General features: G+C 65.1%; 16 protein-coding genes. 7 read left to right on the plus strand and 9 right to left on the minus strand.

Translation table 11 applies throughout. From position 1 onward, the window contains the following. Positions 1-28 precede the first annotated feature (28 nt). Complete coding sequence (locus tag EB836_RS03895; protein WP_135537765.1) at positions 29-955, minus strand: LysR family transcriptional regulator; 927 nt, start codon at positions 953-955, stop codon at positions 29-31. 157 nt (positions 956-1,112) lie between these two features. Here EB836_RS03895 and EB836_RS03900 point away from each other — a divergent pair, with 157 nt between their 5' ends. Beyond that, positions 1,113-2,462 (plus strand): aromatic ring-hydroxylating dioxygenase subunit alpha, encoded by a 1,350-nt coding sequence (locus tag EB836_RS03900; RefSeq protein ID WP_346763069.1) that lies wholly within the window; start codon positions 1,113-1,115, stop codon positions 2,460-2,462. 74 nt (positions 2,463-2,536) lie between these two features. Next, positions 2,537-3,760, plus strand: coding sequence for a hybrid-cluster NAD(P)-dependent oxidoreductase (locus EB836_RS03905; RefSeq protein WP_240689581.1), 1,224 nt, complete (start codon positions 2,537-2,539; stop codon positions 3,758-3,760). A gap of 383 nt (positions 3,761-4,143) precedes the next feature. Here the strand turns inward: EB836_RS03905 and EB836_RS03910 are convergent, their stop codons facing one another. The 4 genes from EB836_RS03910 to EB836_RS03925 all read right to left on the minus strand — a co-directional run bounded on the left by EB836_RS03910 (position 4,144) and on the right by EB836_RS03925 (position 8,660). Beyond that, the gene (locus EB836_RS03910) at positions 4,144-4,401 is read right to left on the minus strand and encodes a hypothetical protein (protein ID WP_135537767.1); all 258 of its coding nucleotides are present in this window, start codon (positions 4,399-4,401) and stop codon (positions 4,144-4,146) included. Positions 4,402-4,453: 52 nt separating this feature from the next. Continuing rightward, positions 4,454-5,014 carry a hypothetical protein gene (locus EB836_RS03915; RefSeq protein WP_167854338.1) on the minus strand — a complete coding sequence of 187 codons (561 nt, stop codon included), beginning with the start codon at positions 5,012-5,014 and terminating at the stop codon, positions 4,454-4,456. Between the two features lie 482 nt (positions 5,015-5,496). Then, on the minus strand, positions 5,497-6,567 hold the full coding sequence (locus tag EB836_RS03920; RefSeq protein ID WP_240689582.1) for a proline racemase family protein: 1,071 nt from the start codon (positions 6,565-6,567) through the stop codon (positions 5,497-5,499). Next, entirely contained in the window at positions 6,564-8,660 is a 2,097-nt protein-coding gene (locus tag EB836_RS03925) for an FAD-dependent oxidoreductase (protein ID WP_135537769.1), read from the minus strand. Before EB836_RS03925 ends, EB836_RS03920 begins: the two co-directional genes overlap by 4 nt. A 163-nt stretch (positions 8,661-8,823) precedes the next feature. Here EB836_RS03925 and EB836_RS03930 point away from each other — a divergent pair, with 163 nt between their 5' ends. Continuing rightward, positions 8,824-9,501, plus strand: coding sequence for a GntR family transcriptional regulator (locus tag EB836_RS03930; RefSeq protein ID WP_240689583.1), 678 nt, complete (start codon positions 8,824-8,826; stop codon positions 9,499-9,501). Positions 9,502-9,585: 84 nt separating this feature from the next. Here the strand turns inward: EB836_RS03930 and EB836_RS03935 are convergent, their stop codons facing one another. Beyond that, positions 9,586-10,917 carry an MFS transporter gene (locus EB836_RS03935; protein WP_135537909.1) on the minus strand — a complete coding sequence of 444 codons (1,332 nt, stop codon included), beginning with the start codon at positions 10,915-10,917 and terminating at the stop codon, positions 9,586-9,588. A gap of 405 nt (positions 10,918-11,322) precedes the next feature. Continuing rightward, a complete protein-coding gene (locus EB836_RS03945) occupies positions 11,323-12,264 on the minus strand; it encodes a helix-turn-helix domain-containing protein (protein ID WP_135537772.1) in 942 nt (313 codons plus the stop codon). 107 nt (positions 12,265-12,371) lie between these two features. Between EB836_RS03945 and EB836_RS03950 the strand changes: the two genes are divergently transcribed. The 3 genes from EB836_RS03950 (at position 12,372) to EB836_RS03960 (ending at position 14,767) form a co-directional block, all read left to right on the plus strand. Continuing rightward, positions 12,372-12,683 (plus strand): antibiotic biosynthesis monooxygenase, encoded by a 312-nt coding sequence (locus EB836_RS03950; RefSeq protein WP_135537773.1) that lies wholly within the window; start codon positions 12,372-12,374, stop codon positions 12,681-12,683. 131 nt (positions 12,684-12,814) lie between these two features. Continuing rightward, positions 12,815-13,225, plus strand: a complete 411-nt coding sequence (locus tag EB836_RS03955) for a heme-binding protein (RefSeq protein WP_135537774.1) — start codon at positions 12,815-12,817, stop codon at positions 13,223-13,225. 210 nt (positions 13,226-13,435) lie between these two features. Next, entirely contained in the window at positions 13,436-14,767 is a 1,332-nt protein-coding gene (locus EB836_RS03960) for an ISL3 family transposase (protein WP_135537775.1), read from the plus strand. Here the strand turns inward: EB836_RS03960 and EB836_RS03965 are convergent. Together EB836_RS03965 and EB836_RS03970 are read right to left on the minus strand one after the other, a co-directional pair. Continuing rightward, the gene (locus EB836_RS03965) at positions 14,701-14,976 is read right to left on the minus strand and encodes a hypothetical protein (RefSeq protein ID WP_135537776.1); all 276 of its coding nucleotides are present in this window, start codon (positions 14,974-14,976) and stop codon (positions 14,701-14,703) included. The genes EB836_RS03960 and EB836_RS03965 overlap by 67 nt on opposite strands. Before the next feature lie 312 nt (positions 14,977-15,288). Then, a complete protein-coding gene (locus EB836_RS03970; RefSeq protein WP_135537777.1) occupies positions 15,289-16,848 on the minus strand; it encodes an aminotransferase class V-fold PLP-dependent enzyme in 1,560 nt (519 codons plus the stop codon). Positions 16,849-16,966: 118 nt separating this feature from the next. On the opposite strand from EB836_RS03970, the gene EB836_RS03975 reads away from it, so the two are divergent. Continuing rightward, positions 16,967-17,965, plus strand: a complete 999-nt coding sequence (locus EB836_RS03975; RefSeq protein WP_240689584.1) for a LysR family transcriptional regulator — start codon at positions 16,967-16,969, stop codon at positions 17,963-17,965. Positions 17,966-17,986: the final 21 nt, after the last annotated feature.

Genomic DNA, 17,986 nt, shown 5'->3' on the forward strand with positions numbered 1-17,986 from the left:
CTCGTATCCGATGCGCCTGGTCAGTATGTCATTTCGCCCGTTGGACCACGTCGGCGGACACCGACTCGAGGGTGGCCAGTGCCGCGGCGATGATCGGCTGCGTGCCAGAGCCGGATCGGATGCCGGTGAGGATCTTTCGCGAGGGGACGGGGTCACCGCGCAGCGGGACCCGCACGACGTCGAATCCGTCGGGCAGCCTGGCCAGACGCGGGATGAGTGCGACGCCGAGCCCCGCCGAGACCAGGGCCGCGCCGGTCTCCCACTCCCGCGATTGGTGGGCGTGATCCGGCTGGAAGCCCGCCGCCGCGCAGGCCGTGCGCACCAAGCGGTGATACGGCGAGCCGGGGCGGTCGAGGATCCACGATTCTTCGGCGGCTTCACTCAGCGGCACCGCTGCCCGGTTCGCCAGGCGATGACCCGAGGGGACGAGGAGATCGAGCTGATCGCTGAAGAGCGCGGACTGTTCGAAGCGAGAGTCACCGCGGGGCGGCAGCGGGTCGGTGGCCACGACGACGGCGACATCGGCATGATCGGCAACGAGCAGATCGAAGCACTCCTGGGGTTCGGCTTCGCTGATCGTCACCTCGGCGCCGGGGAACCGTTCCAGCACCGCCAGGGCGGTCGGCGGCAGCAGGGTCGCCGCGGCAGTGGAGAACCCGCACAGACGCAGCCGCCTGCTCCGCGTGTCGAGCCCGGAATCGAGACCGTCGAGTTCGCCGCGGATCTCCTCCCACCGGGTGAAGAGTTCCTGCGAACGCTCGAGCAGAACTTGGCCGGCGCGGGTGAGGACGAGGCCCCTGCCGCGAGGTTCGACGACGCGTACGCCGAGATCTTTCGACAGGGACTTCAGCTGGTGGGACACGGCCGAGGGCGTGTACCCGAGGCGGTGCGCCGCCTCGGTGAGGGTGCCGACTTCGGCGAGGACCCGAAGGACGTGGAGACGCGGATCGATCATGCAATAGTATTGCACGTTTCGGATGAAGAAGATTCGCTTTTCTTCAGCAAACCTCTGGCGGACACTGGGGGCAAGGAGCACAGACTCCGGGGCCGCGGCCGGCGAAGGGGCCGGCAGGAGAAACGGCCGAGACGATCACGACGAGGTGGTGGACGAATTGACTCTGGCCCCAGAGCAGAAGAGAACCGATTCCGGAGTGAGCGGCCCGGGCATGGCCGCTGGATCGGGCGGGCACGGCAGGACCGACATCGACCGACTCATCGACGAACGCGTACCCGGCTACTCCTTGGCGGCGCCGTTCTACATCAGCCCGGAGTTCTTCGCACGCGACATCGAGGCGATCTTCGCTTCGACCTGGATCTTCGTCGCCTCGACCGCCGAAGTGCCCGAAGCCGGTGACTACCTCACGATCGACATCGGCACCTACTCGGTCATCGTCATCCGCGATGACGATGAGGAGATCCGCGCCCACCACAATGTCTGCCGTCACCGGGGCACTCGGCTGCTGGGCGACCTGTCCGGTTCGGTGGGCAACATCGTGTGCGGCTACCACCAGTGGACCTACACCCCGGCAGGCGAGCTCATCTCCGCGGGCGTCCAGGCTCCTGGTTTCGATCGGACGTGCTTCTCGCTGCGCTCGGTGAACGTTCGCGTCATCGGCGGGCTGATCTTCATCTGCCTCAGCCCCACCCCTCCCGATGACATCGACGAGGTGGCCAATGTCATCGAACCCTATCTGGCAGGGCATGACATCGCCGCGACGAAGGTGGCCGCGCAGAGCGACCTCATCGAGGACTCGAACTGGAAGCTCGTCATGGAGAACAACCGCGAGTGCTACCACTGCGAAGCCGGCCACCCGGAGCTGACCTGCACATTCTTTCCCACCTACGGTTACGAACCCGAGGAGATCCCCAAGCGTCTGCAGCCGGCCTACCAACGCTACCTCGATGCCGAGGAGCAGCTGCGTGCCAACTGCGACCGCAATGGACTGCCCTATGCCCTCGTCGAGGAACTCAGCGGACGGCCGACGGGCTTCCGGATCGAACGGGCCGCTCTCGACGGGTTGGGCGAGTCGTACACGATGGACGGTTCGGCCGCCTCGGCGAAATTATTAGGTGACCTCGACACCTTCGTCCTCGGTCGGGCCTCGCTGCACGTGCAGCCGAACATGTGGTTCCACGCGATGGGCGACCATGTCGTGACGTTCAGCCTGCTGCCGCTGGCCGAGGACAAGACGCTGGTGCGCACGACCTGGCTCGTCCATGCCGATGCGGAAGAAGGCGTCGACTACGATCTCGACAACCTCACGAAGGTGTGGATCAAGACAAACGAACAGGACGCGACCTTCTGCGAACGCGGGCATCTGGGAATCTCGTCGCCGGCGTATGAACCCGGCCCGTACGCACCGACCGAATCGCAGGTGGATGACTTCGTCACCTGGTACATCGAACGACTCAAGGTGCATAAGGAGCTCAAGGCGCACAAGGAGAAGGGGGCGCAGCGATGAGGTACCGTCACTCGACGCTTGCCTCCAGGCTCGTCGACGCAGCATCTGCGGCGGTCACTTCGGCAGGGGGTCCGGTGGCAGAATCACCGGCAGGCAAGGCGACCTTCCGTGTGCCCGCGAGGACCGGGCGGGCATGGGCCGACTGGCCCGTGCAGGCGGGACTGGCCGCTCCGGCGGTCCCGCCCGCCCAGACCGGCCAGCTGGCCGTCGTGGCGGAGCCGCTCGATCCGGAACTGCTCACTGGACCCGTCGAGGTCACCGGCATCACTCAGGTCACCCATGACGTGAAGACCTTCGAGCTGCGGGCGGGGTGGATGTCCGCTGTCGACTTCGCCCCCGGACAGTACGTGACGATGCGCTTCCCCGAGCTCGGATGTGAGCGCTGCTATTCGATCTCCTCGGCACCCTTCGGCACGAACATCTTCACCATCACGGTCAAGCGCGTGCCCGGGGGAGTGGTCTCGACTTACCTGCACGACAGCGTTCAGCTCGGCGATCATCTCCACGTCGACGGGCCCTACGGGCTTTTCAGCACGAGGTTCCACCAGGCCGAACGCCACCTCTTCCTCTCCGCGGGCTCCGGGATCACCCCGATCATGTCGATGGTGCGCAGCCTGCTGGCCCGCCAGGGAGGGTTCGGCACCGACATCGTCTTCGTCCACAGTGCCTCGACGCCGGCCGACATCATCTTCCGTGCCGAACTCGAACAGCTCGCCGAGGTCGCCGGGGTCAGCGTGACCATCCTCTGCTCCCGGGACGCAGGGACGGAGACGTGGACGGGTCGGCGCGGGCGGATCGATGCGGCCGCCCTCGCAGAGGTCGTCCCCGACGCGGCCGAGCGTGAGACCTTCGTCTGCGGCCCAGGTCCGTACATGGACGCGGTGCGTCCCCTCCTCGCCGAGGCGGGAGTGCTGCAGGCTCGGACGCATGAGGAGTCGTTCGTCTTCGCCACCTCACCGGCCGATCGTTTGGCCGGGGCCGAAGCGAGGGCGAGGGCCGCGGGAGCCGGGGCCGGCGCATGCGGGCCCACCGGTGTGAGCCATGCGGTCGAATTCGCGGTCTCGGGGCGCGTGGTCGACTGCGATGAGTCCACGACCGTCCTTGACTCCGCTTTGGACGCTGGACTGTCGGTGCCCTCATCCTGCTCGGAAGGCGCCTGCGGAACCTGCAAGTCCGTGCTGGTCAGCGGTGAGGTCGAGATGAAGCATGCCGGAGGGATCCGCCCCAAGGAGATCGCGGCCGGAAAGTTCCTGCCCTGCTGTTCGACTCCCTTGACCGACCTCGTCGTCGAGAGGTGAGTGAGTCCGTCGTTCAGTGCTTGAGCTTCGTCTCCTTGAGGCCGTAGGTGCCGCGCACATAGGGTCGGAAGCCGACGACGTCCTTGCTCACCCCGTCCAGCGCCTTCTGGTAGGCGACGGGGACGATGGGGGCGTCGTCGGCGACCTGCTGCTGGATCTTCGCGTACAGCGCGTTCTTCGATCCATCGCCGCGGCGGGCGCATACGCGGAGAGTGCTGGTGTCGGTAGTGGGTTCGACGGTGATGGAGTGGAGCGTGCCGCGTCGGCATCGACAGAGCGCTGCAAGGGTCGGCAGGGTGTCGATCTTGCTGAGGTCGCTTACGTTGAGGTTCGCTGTATTCGGGCGCGCACTGACTGTGCACTAACGGTGACGCACCATATCGTCAGTCAACGACGAAGTTGCTCAGTCTGGCGAGTTTGAGGATGAACGGTGCGATCGACATCAATACTAGGAGCGAAGCGACGACCCAGAGCCACACCATTTTCGTTCTGTGCGTCCTGACGCTCGTGCTCAAAGCGAACAATGGGCTAAGCAGCGGAAGGCCATAAAAGATAGGAGTCAGCAAGAAAGCGAGAACGAGGAAGCCAATGAATTTCCACTCTGACGCCGACATGAATCGCTCACGCTGTTCGGTCGCCATGTCTTTCACCTGCATCCGTCTCGTCCTGACTGCCTCCAAAAGTGATTCAATCTTAGCCGCCGACCTGCCATGAGCCTTCTGAGTGGCAAGTGTGGTACCCAGTCTTACCTTTATATTTCTTCACCCAAGCCTGAGAACCGTTCCAGTATGTTCTGCCAGCATGCTTCTCGTAATTGGAGCCACCCCAGTAGGCATGCTTCCATTTCCGGCTCTTGATCTTTCCAGCTTTGGCCGCTTCGACGACTTGAGCAGTTTCGTGCTTGCTCATGTCTTGGGTAGCAGCGAGTGCTTTGGCCTCTCCGACATCGACTGTCTCAGTAGATCCTTCTTCGACGGTCACATTCCCTTTACAGATCTCGAGGTCGTCAGCACTCGCCTCTTGCCCGACCTTCTCGTAAGCCTGCTTGACTTCTTTCACGCAGGATTTGTCAACGAAGCTCGTGCTAGAAACCTTGTGCAAAGTGGTAGGCACATCTGCTTGCGCTGAGGTCGAGATGAAGCATGCCGGAAGGATCCGCCCCAAGGAGATCGCGGCCGGAAAGTTCCTGCCCTGCTGTTCGACTCCCTTGACCGACCTCGTCGTCGAGCGGTGATCGACGGCGCCAGTTGACATGTGCCCATGCAAGATGCCGGAGATGCCGAGCACGGCGGCTGCATCGACGGTAAGGTTGCTGACGATCGAGATCTTTGGTCAGAAGAGCGGCTTCTGCAGCGTGCGGATACGCGAACGTGGGCGGTGAGTCCGTGACGACGGCAGGCAGCTTCAACTGGGGGTGAGGGTGATATGTCGAAGCCATATGCACTGGCTGGTCTCATATTCGGTTTGGCAGTGTTTTCAGGAATCTTCATACTGCTGCTGCCCGGTCTGTTCGACAATGCTTCTTCTGGACGAGTCTGGGTCACCTGGGTGATATTCGGCATTGCCGTGACGTTCGGGTCAGGATTGGTCTTGGCACGGCGGCGGTTCGAATAACTCGGTCAGCGATTCTGCAACGGGTCAAGCAGGCATTGTTTTGAGCGCAGAGGTCGCGAGGAGATTCAGATCGGGGCGCTGGATGTTCTCAACTTCGAATCGACGAAGTAGTCCAGGACGGCTCACCGCAGCACGAACCCGGGCACGAGGTCATCGAGCGGGTCGATCTCGAAGGTCGCGGTGCCCACGCGGTGAGCACTGCCGCTGACGACCGGAACGACGCCGTCAGCGGTCTCCTCGAGCACTCTCGCCCGAAAACGCGTGCCGACGATCGACTCATGGACCAGCGTCTGCCCGGGTCGAAGCTCACCGGTGGCATGGAGAGCGGCCAAACGAGCCGCTGTTCCCGAACCGCAGGGAGAGCGGTCCACCTGACCATCGGCGAAGATCGTGACATTGCGCTGGTGCAGCGCCCCGTCGGGCACGGTCCCGAATCGGTCGACGAAGATCGTGCCGTAGACGCCGGAGAGGCGATCGTCGTCCGGATGCACGGTCTGCGGGCGACCGGCCAGACCCGCCTTGATCTCACGGCCGAGCCCGATGAGCGCGGTGAGATTCTCCGACAGAACCACACCGCTGCTCCCGCCGCCTGTTCCGCTGTCATCTGAGCCTCCCGGTGGCGCCATACCGAGCTGCGCGCCGTCAACGAGGGCATAGATCGCCCCACCCCAGGCGAGGTCGATGCTCACCGGTCCTCGGCTCGTGGGAACCGAAATGTCCGTGCCGATGAGCCTGCTGGGCACATTGACGAAATCCACCGCGGCGGCCCGTCCCTTGCCGTCCGTGTGCACATGAGCCTGCACCCTCCCCGAGGGCACATCAATCGTCACTGTTGTAGTCCCGGACGGGTTGACCGCAACGAGCCCAGTCGACACCGCCCACGCCCCGAGCGCCATCGTCCCGTGGCCGCAGGCCGTGGAGAACCCGTCCTTGTGCCAGAAGAGGACCCCGAAATCGGCACCGTCATCATCGGGGGCGGTGATGAAGCCGCCGTACATGTCCGCATGACCGCGAGGTTCGAAGCACAGCAGCCTGCGCAGATCATCGACCTCCGAGCCCGGCACGGCCAGTTCCCGCCGCTCGGCCACGCTCCCGCCGGGGGCTTCGACCGGAGGTTCGGCGACGATCCGGAACGGTTCGCCGGCAGTATGGAAATCGATGCTTGTGCAGATCGTCGTCACTGGGCCACTCACAGCCCCATTCCCACTCTCAGTCCTTCCAGCACGGCCGCATGCACATTGCGGGAGGCGACGGCGTCACCGATCCGGTAGAGCGCGAACTTCGGCCCCGCCTCGGAGCCGGTGGATGTGCTCTGCGGGTCGGCGCCGGAATCCGGCTGCGGCTGTCCCCGCACCCACGCCTCAAGGTCCGTCGCCCCGTGATTCGACGACTGTGATTTGAGCTCGAAGTAGACCTCATCGTTCGGTGTCGTCCCGAAATCGACGACCACGGCATCGGTGATGACCTCGGTCTCCCGATCCGAATAGTCGTTGCGCAGCCTCGCCACGATCTCCTTTCCCTCGATCCGCGGTTTCTCCGTCAGGCGCTCGCCGAGGCGGACCTCGACTCCGAATTCGGAGAACACCTGAAGATAGGCGGGGGAGTTCATCGACCCCACATCGATGCCGATCGTGCGTTCGGGGCTGACGTAGGTGACCTGCTGACCTCCCCGAGCCAATCGTTCGACGGCGTCGAGGGCAGGGTAGAACCCGTGGTCGTCGAAGACGAGCACCCGCTGCTTCGATTTGAGCCGGTCGTCCATGACATCCCAGACGTCGAAGCTTGGGCCCTGCTCACGGAAGGGATACCCGGCGTCAGGAACCCCTCCGGTGGCGACGATGACGACGTCGGGGTCGAGCGCGAGGATGTCGTCCGCCTCGGCGAAGGTGTTCAGCCGCAGATCGACCCCGTGCTTCTTACACTGCTGGACGCGCCAGTCGATGATGCCGATGAGGTCGCGGCGTCGCTGCGAACGAGCGGCGATGCGCACCTGCCCGCCGGGTGCGTCATCGGCCTCGAGCAGCGTCACCCGGTGCCCGCGGACGGCAGCGACACGGGCGGCTTCGAGCCCGGCCGGGCCGGCACCGAGGATGACGACATGCTTCGGAGCCGCCTCAGCGTCGTGGGGGACCTCTTGCGGCAGTTCGGCTTCGCGACCGGTGGCGGGATTATGGATGCAGGTCGCCGAGCCTGAGGTGTAGATCGAGTCGAGGCACATGTTCGCGCCCACGCAGGGGCGGATGTCGTCCTCCCGCCCCTCGGCGATCTTGCGTGCGAGATGCGGATCGGCCAGCTGCGCGCGGGTCATACCGACGAGGTCGAGGCACCCGTCCTCGAGGGCGAACCGGGCGGTCGCGGCATCGGCGATGCGGGCGGCGTGGAGGACCGGGATGTCGATCGCGGCCCGGATGCGGCGGCAGGTGTCGAGCCACGGTGCCGCGGGTGTGCCCATGCCCGGGATTGCCTCGGCGAGTTCCCGGTCGGAGCTGATCAGCCCGACGTTGAGGCTGAGGAAGTCGATGCCATGCGCGGTGTAGGTCTGGAGGACCTCGGTGGCCCGGGCCTCGTCCATGCCATCGTCGCGGCGTTCGTCGACGGCCATGCGGATGCCGACCTGGAAGTCTTCGGGCACGGCCGCCCGGACCGCGTCGATGACGCGCAGCGGGAACCGCATCAGGTTCTCGAGTTCACCGGAGTACTCGTCGTCGCGGTCGTTGAGCCACGGAGCGAGGAACGCGTCGAGCAGGTGCCCGGCGTGCATGACCTCGAGGCCGTCGAGACCGGCGGCGGCGACGCGGGCGGCCGCGGCGGCGAAGTCGGCGACGATGCGATCCATGTCGAAGTCTTCCATGGCCTTCGTGAACGAACGGTGCGCTGCCTCTTTCGTTCGCGAAGTCGAAACCAGGGGCAGCCAGTCACCCGCGAAGTTCGAAGAGCGATGCCCCAAGTGGGTCGTCTGAATCATGACCGCTGCGCCCTCGTCGTGGCAGTCTTCGGCGATCGCTGAGAGCCAGGGCACCACCTCGTCGGTGGACAGATCGATGTTGCCGAAGGCGGCCGGGGAATCCTTGGACACGACGGCCGAGCCGCCGATCATCGTCAGCCCGACTCCGCCGCGAGCCTTCTCCCGGTGATAGAGCCGGTAACGGTCCTTCGGCATGCCGAGCTCGGTGTAAGCGGGCTCATGCGAAGTCGAGACGATGCGGTTGCGCAGGGTCAGGCCTCCGAGGTCGAAGGGCTGGAGCAGCGGATCGGCGGACGTGCCGAGCTGGGGATCGGCGGTCATGGGTTCCTCCTTCGTTGCAGGAACGGCTCCGACAGGGGAGCGACACTGGGTAATCGGTTACCGATTACCTGCCTCTATCGTGCGATCTCGCGGTTATGCTGTCAATAGCCGATGGAAGCCGATTGTGCACAGTGAGGTGAGGGAGGGAAACGTGATGGAGCGAATGAGACCGCAGACCGAGTCGCTGCGCGAGCAGGCGCTGGCGATCATTCGCGATGCCATCATCTCCGGTGAGCTCGCCGAAGACCGGATCTATTCGGCCGCCCGGCTGGCCAAGCAGCTTGGCATCTCTCTCAGTCCCGTTCGTGAGGCGATGATGGCGCTCGTGACCGAAGGAACGGTCGAGGCTGTGCCCAATCGGGGCTTCCGTCTCGTCCCCGTCACCGAGGCGGACCTTGAGGAGATCATCCGCATCCGTGTCCTCCTCGCTGTTCCGGCCGCCCGCGAGCTCGCCGAATCAACGGCGAAAGCCGGCGCGGTCAACCGTCTGCGCGAACTCGCCGAGGCGACCGTGGCGGCGGCCGAGAGCGGTGAGATCGCCGAGTTCTACACCCAGGATCGCCGATTCCACGAAGCTCTGCTCGAACACGGGCTCGGTGCGCGCGCAGCCGCGATCAGCCTGCGACTGCGTGATCAGTCGCGCCTCTACCGACACCAGGACCAGATCGGGACCATTACCGTCGACTCCGCCCGTGAGCTGCCGAGGATCGTCGACCTCATCGAGGCGGGCGATTCCGCCGAGGCGGCCGAACTCGTGACGTCGAACCTCTACTTCTTCAAGCGCTTCCCCGCTCACCCGGACTCTACCTTGCCGTGTCAGGTGGAATCGGCACGGGAGTAAAGCGACACCGGGTCGCCCCTGTCGGGACGGCCCGGTGTCGCTGTCTGTGATCAGATCGAGTACCCGATCGCGTGTGGATCTCGATCAGGCAGGTGCCTTGTCGGGGTCGATGTCGACGATCGGCATCGCCTCGATGTCCATATCCGGGTTCTCCGCCTGGGTCCGAGCCAGCTCTTCGGCCTCCTCATGGGTGGAGACGGTCGGGAACGACCCCGGCAGCGGTTTGTGCGCGGATTCCTTCATGAGGAGCACGGCGACGAGCGCGACGACCGAGAAGAACAGGATGTAGAACGCGGGCATGAACGAGTTGCCGGTGGCGTCGATGAGTGCCTGGGCGACCAGCGGCGTGGTGCCGCCGAACAGGGAGACACCGAGGTTGAACGTCAGGCCCATCGCGCCGTAGCGAGATGCGGTCGGGAAAAGGGCGGGCAGCGTCGAGGCCAGGCAGGCGATGTAGAACCCGGCTGGCAGGGCGACCATGAACAGAGCGACCATCACCGCCCACATCTCACCGATCTGCATGACGGCGAAGGCGGGAATGATGAGGATGATCGTCATGATCGCGGCCGCCATGAAGACGAACTTGCGTCCCAGTCTGTCTGAGAGCTTGCCGATGAGCGGCAGGCAGGCAGACATGACGACGAGGACCGGGATCGTGGCCGCAGCTGCCTGGACGTTCGAGACCTTGACGGTCTCTTCCAAGTAGGTGGGCATGAAGCTCGTGAGCGCATAGCCGACAGTCTGCGATCCTGCGACGACGGCGATGCCGATGAGGATCTCTTTCCAGAAGTGGCGAACGACGCCGATGAGCCCGTGGCGAGCGTACTTGTCGTCCTTGACCTTGATGTCGCGGCCGGCTTCTTCGCTCGACTCGAAGCTTGGGGTCTCGGGGATCTTCAGGCGGAACCAGATGGCGACGGCGCCGAGCGGGATGGCGATGAGGAACGGGATCCTCCAGCCGCCGTCGAGCATGGCGTTCTCGCCGTTGATGGACGTGGTGACGACGGTCGTGATGGCCACGGTGCCGGCGCCGGCGGCGAATCCGAGGTAGGAGCCGACATCGAGCCACGACGCCCAGTAGCCGCGAGACTTGTCCGGGGCGAACTCGGAGACGTAGGTGGTGGCACCGGCGTATTCGCCGCCGGTGGAGAAGCCCTGGATCATCTTGAGCAGGTAGAGCGGGATGATGACCCATAGACCGACCTGGGCCGCGGTGGGCAGCGCGCCGATCAGTGCCGTGGCGGTGGCCATCGTGGCCATCGTGAAGAAGAGGACCTTCTGGCGACCGATCTTGTCGCCGAGTGGTCCGAGCACCATGCCGCCAAGAGGACGAACGAGGAACGAGACCGCGAAGCCGAACAAAGTGACGAGCAGGCCCATCTGCTCGTCCATGCCTTCGGTGAAGACGGTCCTCATAGTCAAAGCGGCTCTTCCCAGATGAGGGTGTAGGTCGGCCGGGCGCGTCGGTCCGCAGATAGACGTCGAGGTCTCCCGACGATGGAGGTTCCTACGCCATCCATCCGAAAGACCTCGACGTGACCGACGCTACCCCGCCGGCCGGCTTCGGCCGCCCTGACCTGACCGCCTTCGCGTCTCATCCCAATCGACCCTGATCGAGTCTGCTGACCCCCTCGACGAGAACGCAGCGACACATCACAGCCACCCGACCCCGACCGTCCGGGAAGCCGGGACACGTCACATGGCCTGTGCTGCGGGCGTGTCGAGTGGGTCGTCCAGGGGCGACGCAGTAGCGTCGACGCGACGTGCTGAGAGGTGGTTCCAGTCGAGCACTAGCACACCGGCTACAGGCATGGCGATAGGTCAGGAACGGCGTCGCTCCCTACGCAGGAGGGAGCGCAGAGTCTCGGCGTTCGCGTAGCCGACCCGTAGCGCGATCTCGGCGGAGGTGAGATCCGTGGTTGCTGAGAGGTGCCGAGCTCGTTCGATGCGAAGCCGTTGGACGAACCCGAGCGGAGTGAGGTTGAGCGCCGCACGGACTCGTCGTTCGAGGGTGCGCCGGCTGGTGCCGAGCGACTGCGCGACGAAGGCGACGTTGAACGGTTCGTCCAGTCGGGCGCGCACGAAGCGTTCGAACTCGACGACGATCGAGTCCTCGTGCCGGAGATTTTCGTAGGCGACGAAGGCCGCCTGCGACGGACGCTCGTCGATGATGAGGAGCTTGGCGACATGTTGGGCCAGGTCGGGGCTGATCGATCGCACGAGTGAGAGCGCGAGGTCGATGTGGGCGAACGCGGCGCCGGCGGTGACGAGGTTCCCGTCGACCACGACCATGGTGTCGAGATCGAGGGCGACGCTCGGATAGCGCTTCAGGAACTCCGGCCCCAGGAACCAGCTGGTCGTCGCCCGCCGATGATGCATCCGTCCGGTCTCGGCGACAGCGAACACGCCGGTGCACGCCGCGGCGATCCGGGTGGTCGCCTCGTCGAGGCGCCCGAGCGAGGCGATGACCGAACGAGCATCTCGGCTCTGGAGGGCGTCGTTGGTAGCGGCGGCCGTAAGGGTTCCAAGCGCAGGGACGACGACCACGTCGAACTCTGCGGACTCCGACAGCGGGTGGTCCACCGACAGGGTCATCGATGCCGTCGTGGTCACTCGCCGTTTCGGTCCGAGGATGGCGAGTTCGATCGGGTCGATCCGCGGGTCGACATCACCGCGGGCTCCGTCGGCTACCCGCACGATGTCGATGATCGACGCGATAGCCGAACCGAAGCAGCCGTCGATCGCGATCAGTCCGATACGCATGACGTAAACAATAGCAATACTGCCGTATACGCCACTACCCACCGGCCCTCGCTCGTCATACGCTGAACTCGTCACACGAAGAATCACGACTTCAAGGAGAGTCCCTCATGTCAACACCCGCATCACTTCCGTATGCCTTCGTCGCCAAGATCGTCGCGGCCGATGGACAGCACGACGCGCTCGCCGATCTGCTCGCCGGCGCTGTCGCACTCGCCAACGAAGAAGTAGGAACGATTGTCTGGTTCGCGGTCAGGACCCACGCCGACACCTTCTGGATCTTCGATGCATTCCACGACGAGGCCGCTCGCGACGCCCACGCCAACGGCGCCATCGTCGCAGCCCTGACGGCCAACCAGCACCTCCTCAGCGCAGCACCCGAGATCCTGCCGGCCGACGTCCTCGCGTCCAAGCTCCCGTAGTCCGCTCACGCACGTTCGCAACGCGAACCACAACACGAGCGCTGTCGGTCACAAACTCAACAGGCAAACCAACGGGCGGCTCTGGAGCGGCTCGAGCCACAAAGCGCACGCCACATTCGAAGGAGCAATTGATGCTATCAATTCCTACATTGTCGTTGGACGACGCCAAACGTGTCATCGCGGCAGCAGAAGCTGAATCCAGCACGCAGGGTCAGCCCAGTAACATCGCCGTCGTCGATGCCGGCGGCAATCTCGTCGCTCACGTACGGATGGACGGAGCGTGGCTGGGCAGCATCGACATCTCGATCAACAAAGCCTTCACGGCCCGCGCGTTCGACACAGCCACCAAAGACCTCGGCGACCTCGCCCAACCCGGTGAGCAGTTCTACGGCATCCACGCCTCCAACGACGGTCGGGTGATGATCTTCGCCGGTGGCATCCCGCTCGAGCGCGACGGCCAGGTCGTCGGCGCCGTCGGCGTCAGCGGAGGAACCGGTGACCAAGACCAGGCCGTCGCCGAAGCCGCCGCCAGCGCCTTCTGAGACCGACCCGCACCGAACCCGGCCCCCGGCCGGCAGCCCACCCACCGAAGGAGCCGCACCATGCGTGCTCTCGTGTACCACGGTTGTGAAGCGCCATAGGGGCTCATCCCGGTTGTGGGTGTAGCAGGCGTTGGCGTGGCGGTCCCGGGATAGACGTCGAGGTCTCCCGAGGATGAAGGCTCCTACACGCTCATCCTGAAAGACCTCGACGTGCCCGACGCTACCGCCGGCGACCGCTCACGCGCGTTCGCCCACCCAGATCTGACCACCTTCTGCCGACTCGACGAGCTCGGCCTCGTCGTCACCGGCCAACGCCTCGAGTCCGACCGTGCGGTCGTCGCGTGCCGGGTCGCCGAAGCCGACCAGTGGTGCCGCCGATGCGGCTGCGAAGGAACCCCGCGGGACACGGTCACCAGGCAGCTGGCCCACGAACCACTCGGCTGGCGACCTACCACGCTGCTGCTCACCATCCGCCGCTACCGATGCGCTGGCTGCGGGCACGTGTGGCGCCAAGACACCTCCCGGGCGGCCGAACCTCGGGCGAAGCTCTCGCGTCGCGGGCTGCGGTGGGCACTTGAGGGGATCGTGATCGCTCACCTCACCGTCGCCCGGGTCGCCGAGGGTCTCGGGGTTGCCTGGGACACCGCTAACGACGCCGTCGTGGCCGAGGGCAAGCGGGTCCTGATCGACGACCCGGCACGGTTCGAGGGTGTCCGAGTCGTTGGCGTCGATGAACACGTGTGGCGCCACACCAGGCGTGGCGACAAGTACGTCACCGTGATCATCGACCTCACCCCGATCCGTGATGGCACCGGCCCGGCACGGCTCCTAGACATGGTCGAGGGTCGCTCGAAGCAGGTGTTCAAGACCTGGCTCGCCACCCGGAGCGACACCTGGCGTGACGGCGTGGAAGTCGTCGCGATGGACGGGTTCAGCGGCTTCAAGACCGCCACCACCGAGGAGCTCCCCGACGCTGTCGCGGTCATGGATCCCTTCCACGTGGTCCGGTTGGCCGGCGACGCGTTGGACCGGTGTCGACGCCGGGTCCAGCAGGCCATCCACGGTCACCGCGGCCACAAGGGTGACCCGCTCTACTCCGCACGGCGAACGCTGCACACCGGTGCTGGGCTGCTCACTGACAAGCAGGCCAGCCGACTACGGGCACTGTTCGCCGGTGATGAGCACGTGCAGGTCGAGGCGACCTGGGGGATCTATCAGCGGATGATCGCGGCCTACCGCCACGAGGACCGACGCCAGGGCCGCGAGCTCATGACCAAGCTGATCGAGTCGGTCAGCGACGGCGTCCCGGCCGCGCTGATCGAGGTCATCACGCTGGGCCGGACGTTGAAGAAGCGGGCCGCCGACGTGCTGGCCTACTTCGACCGCCCCGGCACCAGCAACGGGCCTACGGAGGCGATCAACGGCCGGCTCGAACACCTCCGCGGCTCAGCCCTCGGGTTCCGCAACCTCACCAACTACATCGCCAGGTCCCTGCTCGAGACCGGCGGCTTCAGACCGCGACTACACCCTGGAATCGGATGAGCCGTCAAAGCGAGGTAGCCGTAGACGCCGAAGTCGAACCATTCCATGAAGTTGCCGACCGTGGTCCCGCCGATGGCGGTGCGGATCGATTTGGTTTCGACGACGATGCAGTCATCGGCTTCGAACCGTCTCTGCTTCTTGATTGCACGCCGTTCCTTGCGCGACGGCTTCTTGTCCTTCTGCGCGAATCTGTCGTGGCCTTCTGGCATCAGAGGTTCCTCGTTTCAGCTGCTGCTAGGCAAGTTGCAGGGCCGAGTCGCCGGAATGGTGCGAACTCTGCGCGGCAGTTGCTGTCGGATTTCGACAATGCAGAACATCCTTACGCGGCACGAAAGGCATGTCAATAAAAATTGTGACACAGTTCACGGCAGATGTGTCCGATGGCAGAAGTGTTCGTTGAAATCTGTCCAGTGGTCCAGAAAATACGCAAAAAAGATATAACTTAATTCGCAGGGTCAATTGTCCAGTGGCGTTGTCGGCTGAGGCCGACGAGCACGGTGCGGACGGTGACTGCGCGCAGATCAGTTCCTGATGACGCGATAGGTCTCGAGACCGGGGTCGACGGCACCGCGGACGTGACCGGAGGGGCTCGCTGCCACGGCCTGGAGGAAGCCGATGGTCTCGACGGTGATCTCCTCGCCGGGCAGGACATTCGGAATGCCGGGAGGATAGGCAGCCAGCGAACTCACACTCACTCGTCCGACGGCTTCGGCGGCTGAGACGAGTTCGGAGTCAGCGAAGAATGCTTCACGCGGCGTCATCGCCAACCGGCCGGCTGTCGGCAGCGGAGGCAGTGCCGTGCGCACGGAGACTCGTCCGTCGCCGACGGCCGTGCCGGCGTCCGCGGTTTCGATGCGCAGTGTCTCCAGGGCATCGATGAGGCGGCCGATGTTCGGGGACTTGCCGATGCCGATGAGAGCGACGAGAGTCGTCGCTGTCGACATCTCGGGGAAGATGTCGAACTCTTCGGCCAGGCGTTTGCGGACGGTGTGTCCGTCGAGGCCGGTGGCGGTGATGTCGATGGGCAGGCGGAACGGGTCGATGTCGACGACGTCGGGGTGGCCGAGGAACTCGCCGGACAGCAGGTGATAGCGGTCGGTCGCCTCGATCTGCGCGCGGATGTGGCGGATGTTCTCCAGCGACTCCGTGATCGCCTCGGTCGAGGTCATGAGCTCACGGCGCGCCAGGTCGATCGAGGCCATCAGATGCGCGTTCTCGCTCGTCGAAGCGGTCATCATGAACGCTCGGGCCAGCGCCGGTTCGAGCCGATCGGCGAATTCGGTGTCGCCGAGGTGAAGGAGCGCGGATTGGGTGAGTGAACCGGCGAGCTTGTGAGTGCTCATGATGACGATATCGGCACCAAGGGTCACCGGGGACGCCGGCAGGTCCGAGTGGAACCCGAAGTGGGCGCCCCACGCGGCATCGACGATGAGTGCGGCACCGGCTTCATGGGCCACCTCGGCGAGGGATTCGACATCGGCCACGGCACCGAAGTAGCTCGGGGTCACGAGGTAGACGGCGCTGACCTCATCGGGGTGGTTGCGGATCGCCCGGCGCAGCGAATCGGGGGTCACGCCATGGGCGATGCCGTTGACCTCGTCGACATTGGGGTAGACGAAACCGGGATTGAGGCCGGCCAGCACGATGCCGTCGATGAAGCTCGAATGCGCACTGCGCTGGGTGATGACTCCGCGGCCGAGGGTGCCGATGGCCAGTGCGGCCATCCGGTTGCCCTGCGAGGAGCCGTTGGTGAGGAACCAGGTGCGCTTGGCGCCCCAGGCCTCGGCAGCCAGGGCGAGAGCTTCGTCCTTCGGGGTGTCGGCACCGAGGTCGATGCCGTCGAAGAGTGGGGGGATGTCCAGGGAGAGGGTGTGCTCGCCGAAGAATTCGGCTTGACCGGCAGAGATTCCCGTTCGGGTGCCACCGTGTCCGGGGGTGGACAGGAACAGCGAATCGCGATTCGCTGCCTGTGCCAGGGCCTCGGCGTAGGGCGCGCGGGCCTGTTCCGGGTTCGCTGGGCCGATGGGGGTCGACGACGCTTCCGGAGCCGGGGACATGGGGGAATCATGTTGGACGGTCATAGTCCCAGAGTAGGAAGCCGACCCTTGCCGGGAGAATAGCAACTTTCCTAAACTGCTCTATACACACTATTGAGCTGTTTGCGGGAGAATGATGGATCCACTGGATACAAGAGGACTCGTGGCTCTCCGTGCCATCGCCGATTCCGGCTCAGTGGCGGCTGCGGCCGCTGCCCTGGCCTGGAGCCAACCGACGGTCAACCATCACCTGCGCAATCTCGAGCGGACGTTGGGATCGACGCTCATCGTGCGCAGTCCCCGCGGTTCGCATCCGACCGCAGTGGGCAGCCTCGTCGTGGCGCGGGCGACGGAGATCCTCGGACTGTGCGATCGCCTCGGCACCGAAGTGGCCCTGTGGAGGGAGTCCCAAGCAGTGCCGGTCAAGATCGGGGCGGTGCCCACAGTCGGCGCCAGGCTGATCCCGCCGCTCTACCATGACCTGCAGAAACGGCCTCGTTGGCAGACCCGCGACGAGGCGGTGGCCGGAGCCGACGGAGGAACCCAGGGCACTCACCCCGAGGCTCCGACCGCGGCTCTGGACGTGACGATGGACGAGCACGCGGAACTCGTCTCGCGGCTCGAGGCCGGTGACCTCGACCTCGCGCTGCTGGTCTCCACCGACATCGACAAGACGTGGATCCCCGTATCGCTCTCCGCCCGTCCCCTCTATTCGGAGCAGCTGAGCCTGTGCGTGCCGAAATCCATCGGTGCCATCGCCGTCGATGACAACGGTCTGCCCGATCTCACGGCCTTGGTGTCCCAGACCTGGGCCTTCAGCATCGACCCGGGTGACGCCATCGACGAGGTGGTCCGCTCCTTCTGCGTCGCTGCCGGGTTCGAACCCCGGGTGGGGATGCGCATGGACGACTATGCGGCAATCAATCGGATGATCTCAGCCGGACTGGCGGTGGCGATGATCCCCGAATCCTCACTCTCGACCGACCCGGACATCGAGATCATCCCGATGCCCCTGAGCGCCTGTCGTCGCGACGTGCTTCTCGTGTCCCGGGCCGCCCAACCGCGGACGACGTCCCGCCGTGATCCGATCGTCGCCGCTCACGATTCCGCCATCGCCGAGGTGGTCGCCGTTATTCGTCGGGTCACCGCCCAATATCGGTGACCGGTGGACCCGCCTCGGTGA

It is taken from the genome of Brevibacterium sp. S111, from assembly GCF_004745075.1.
In the GTDB taxonomy this organism is placed as follows: domain Bacteria; phylum Actinomycetota; class Actinomycetes; order Actinomycetales; family Brevibacteriaceae; genus Brevibacterium.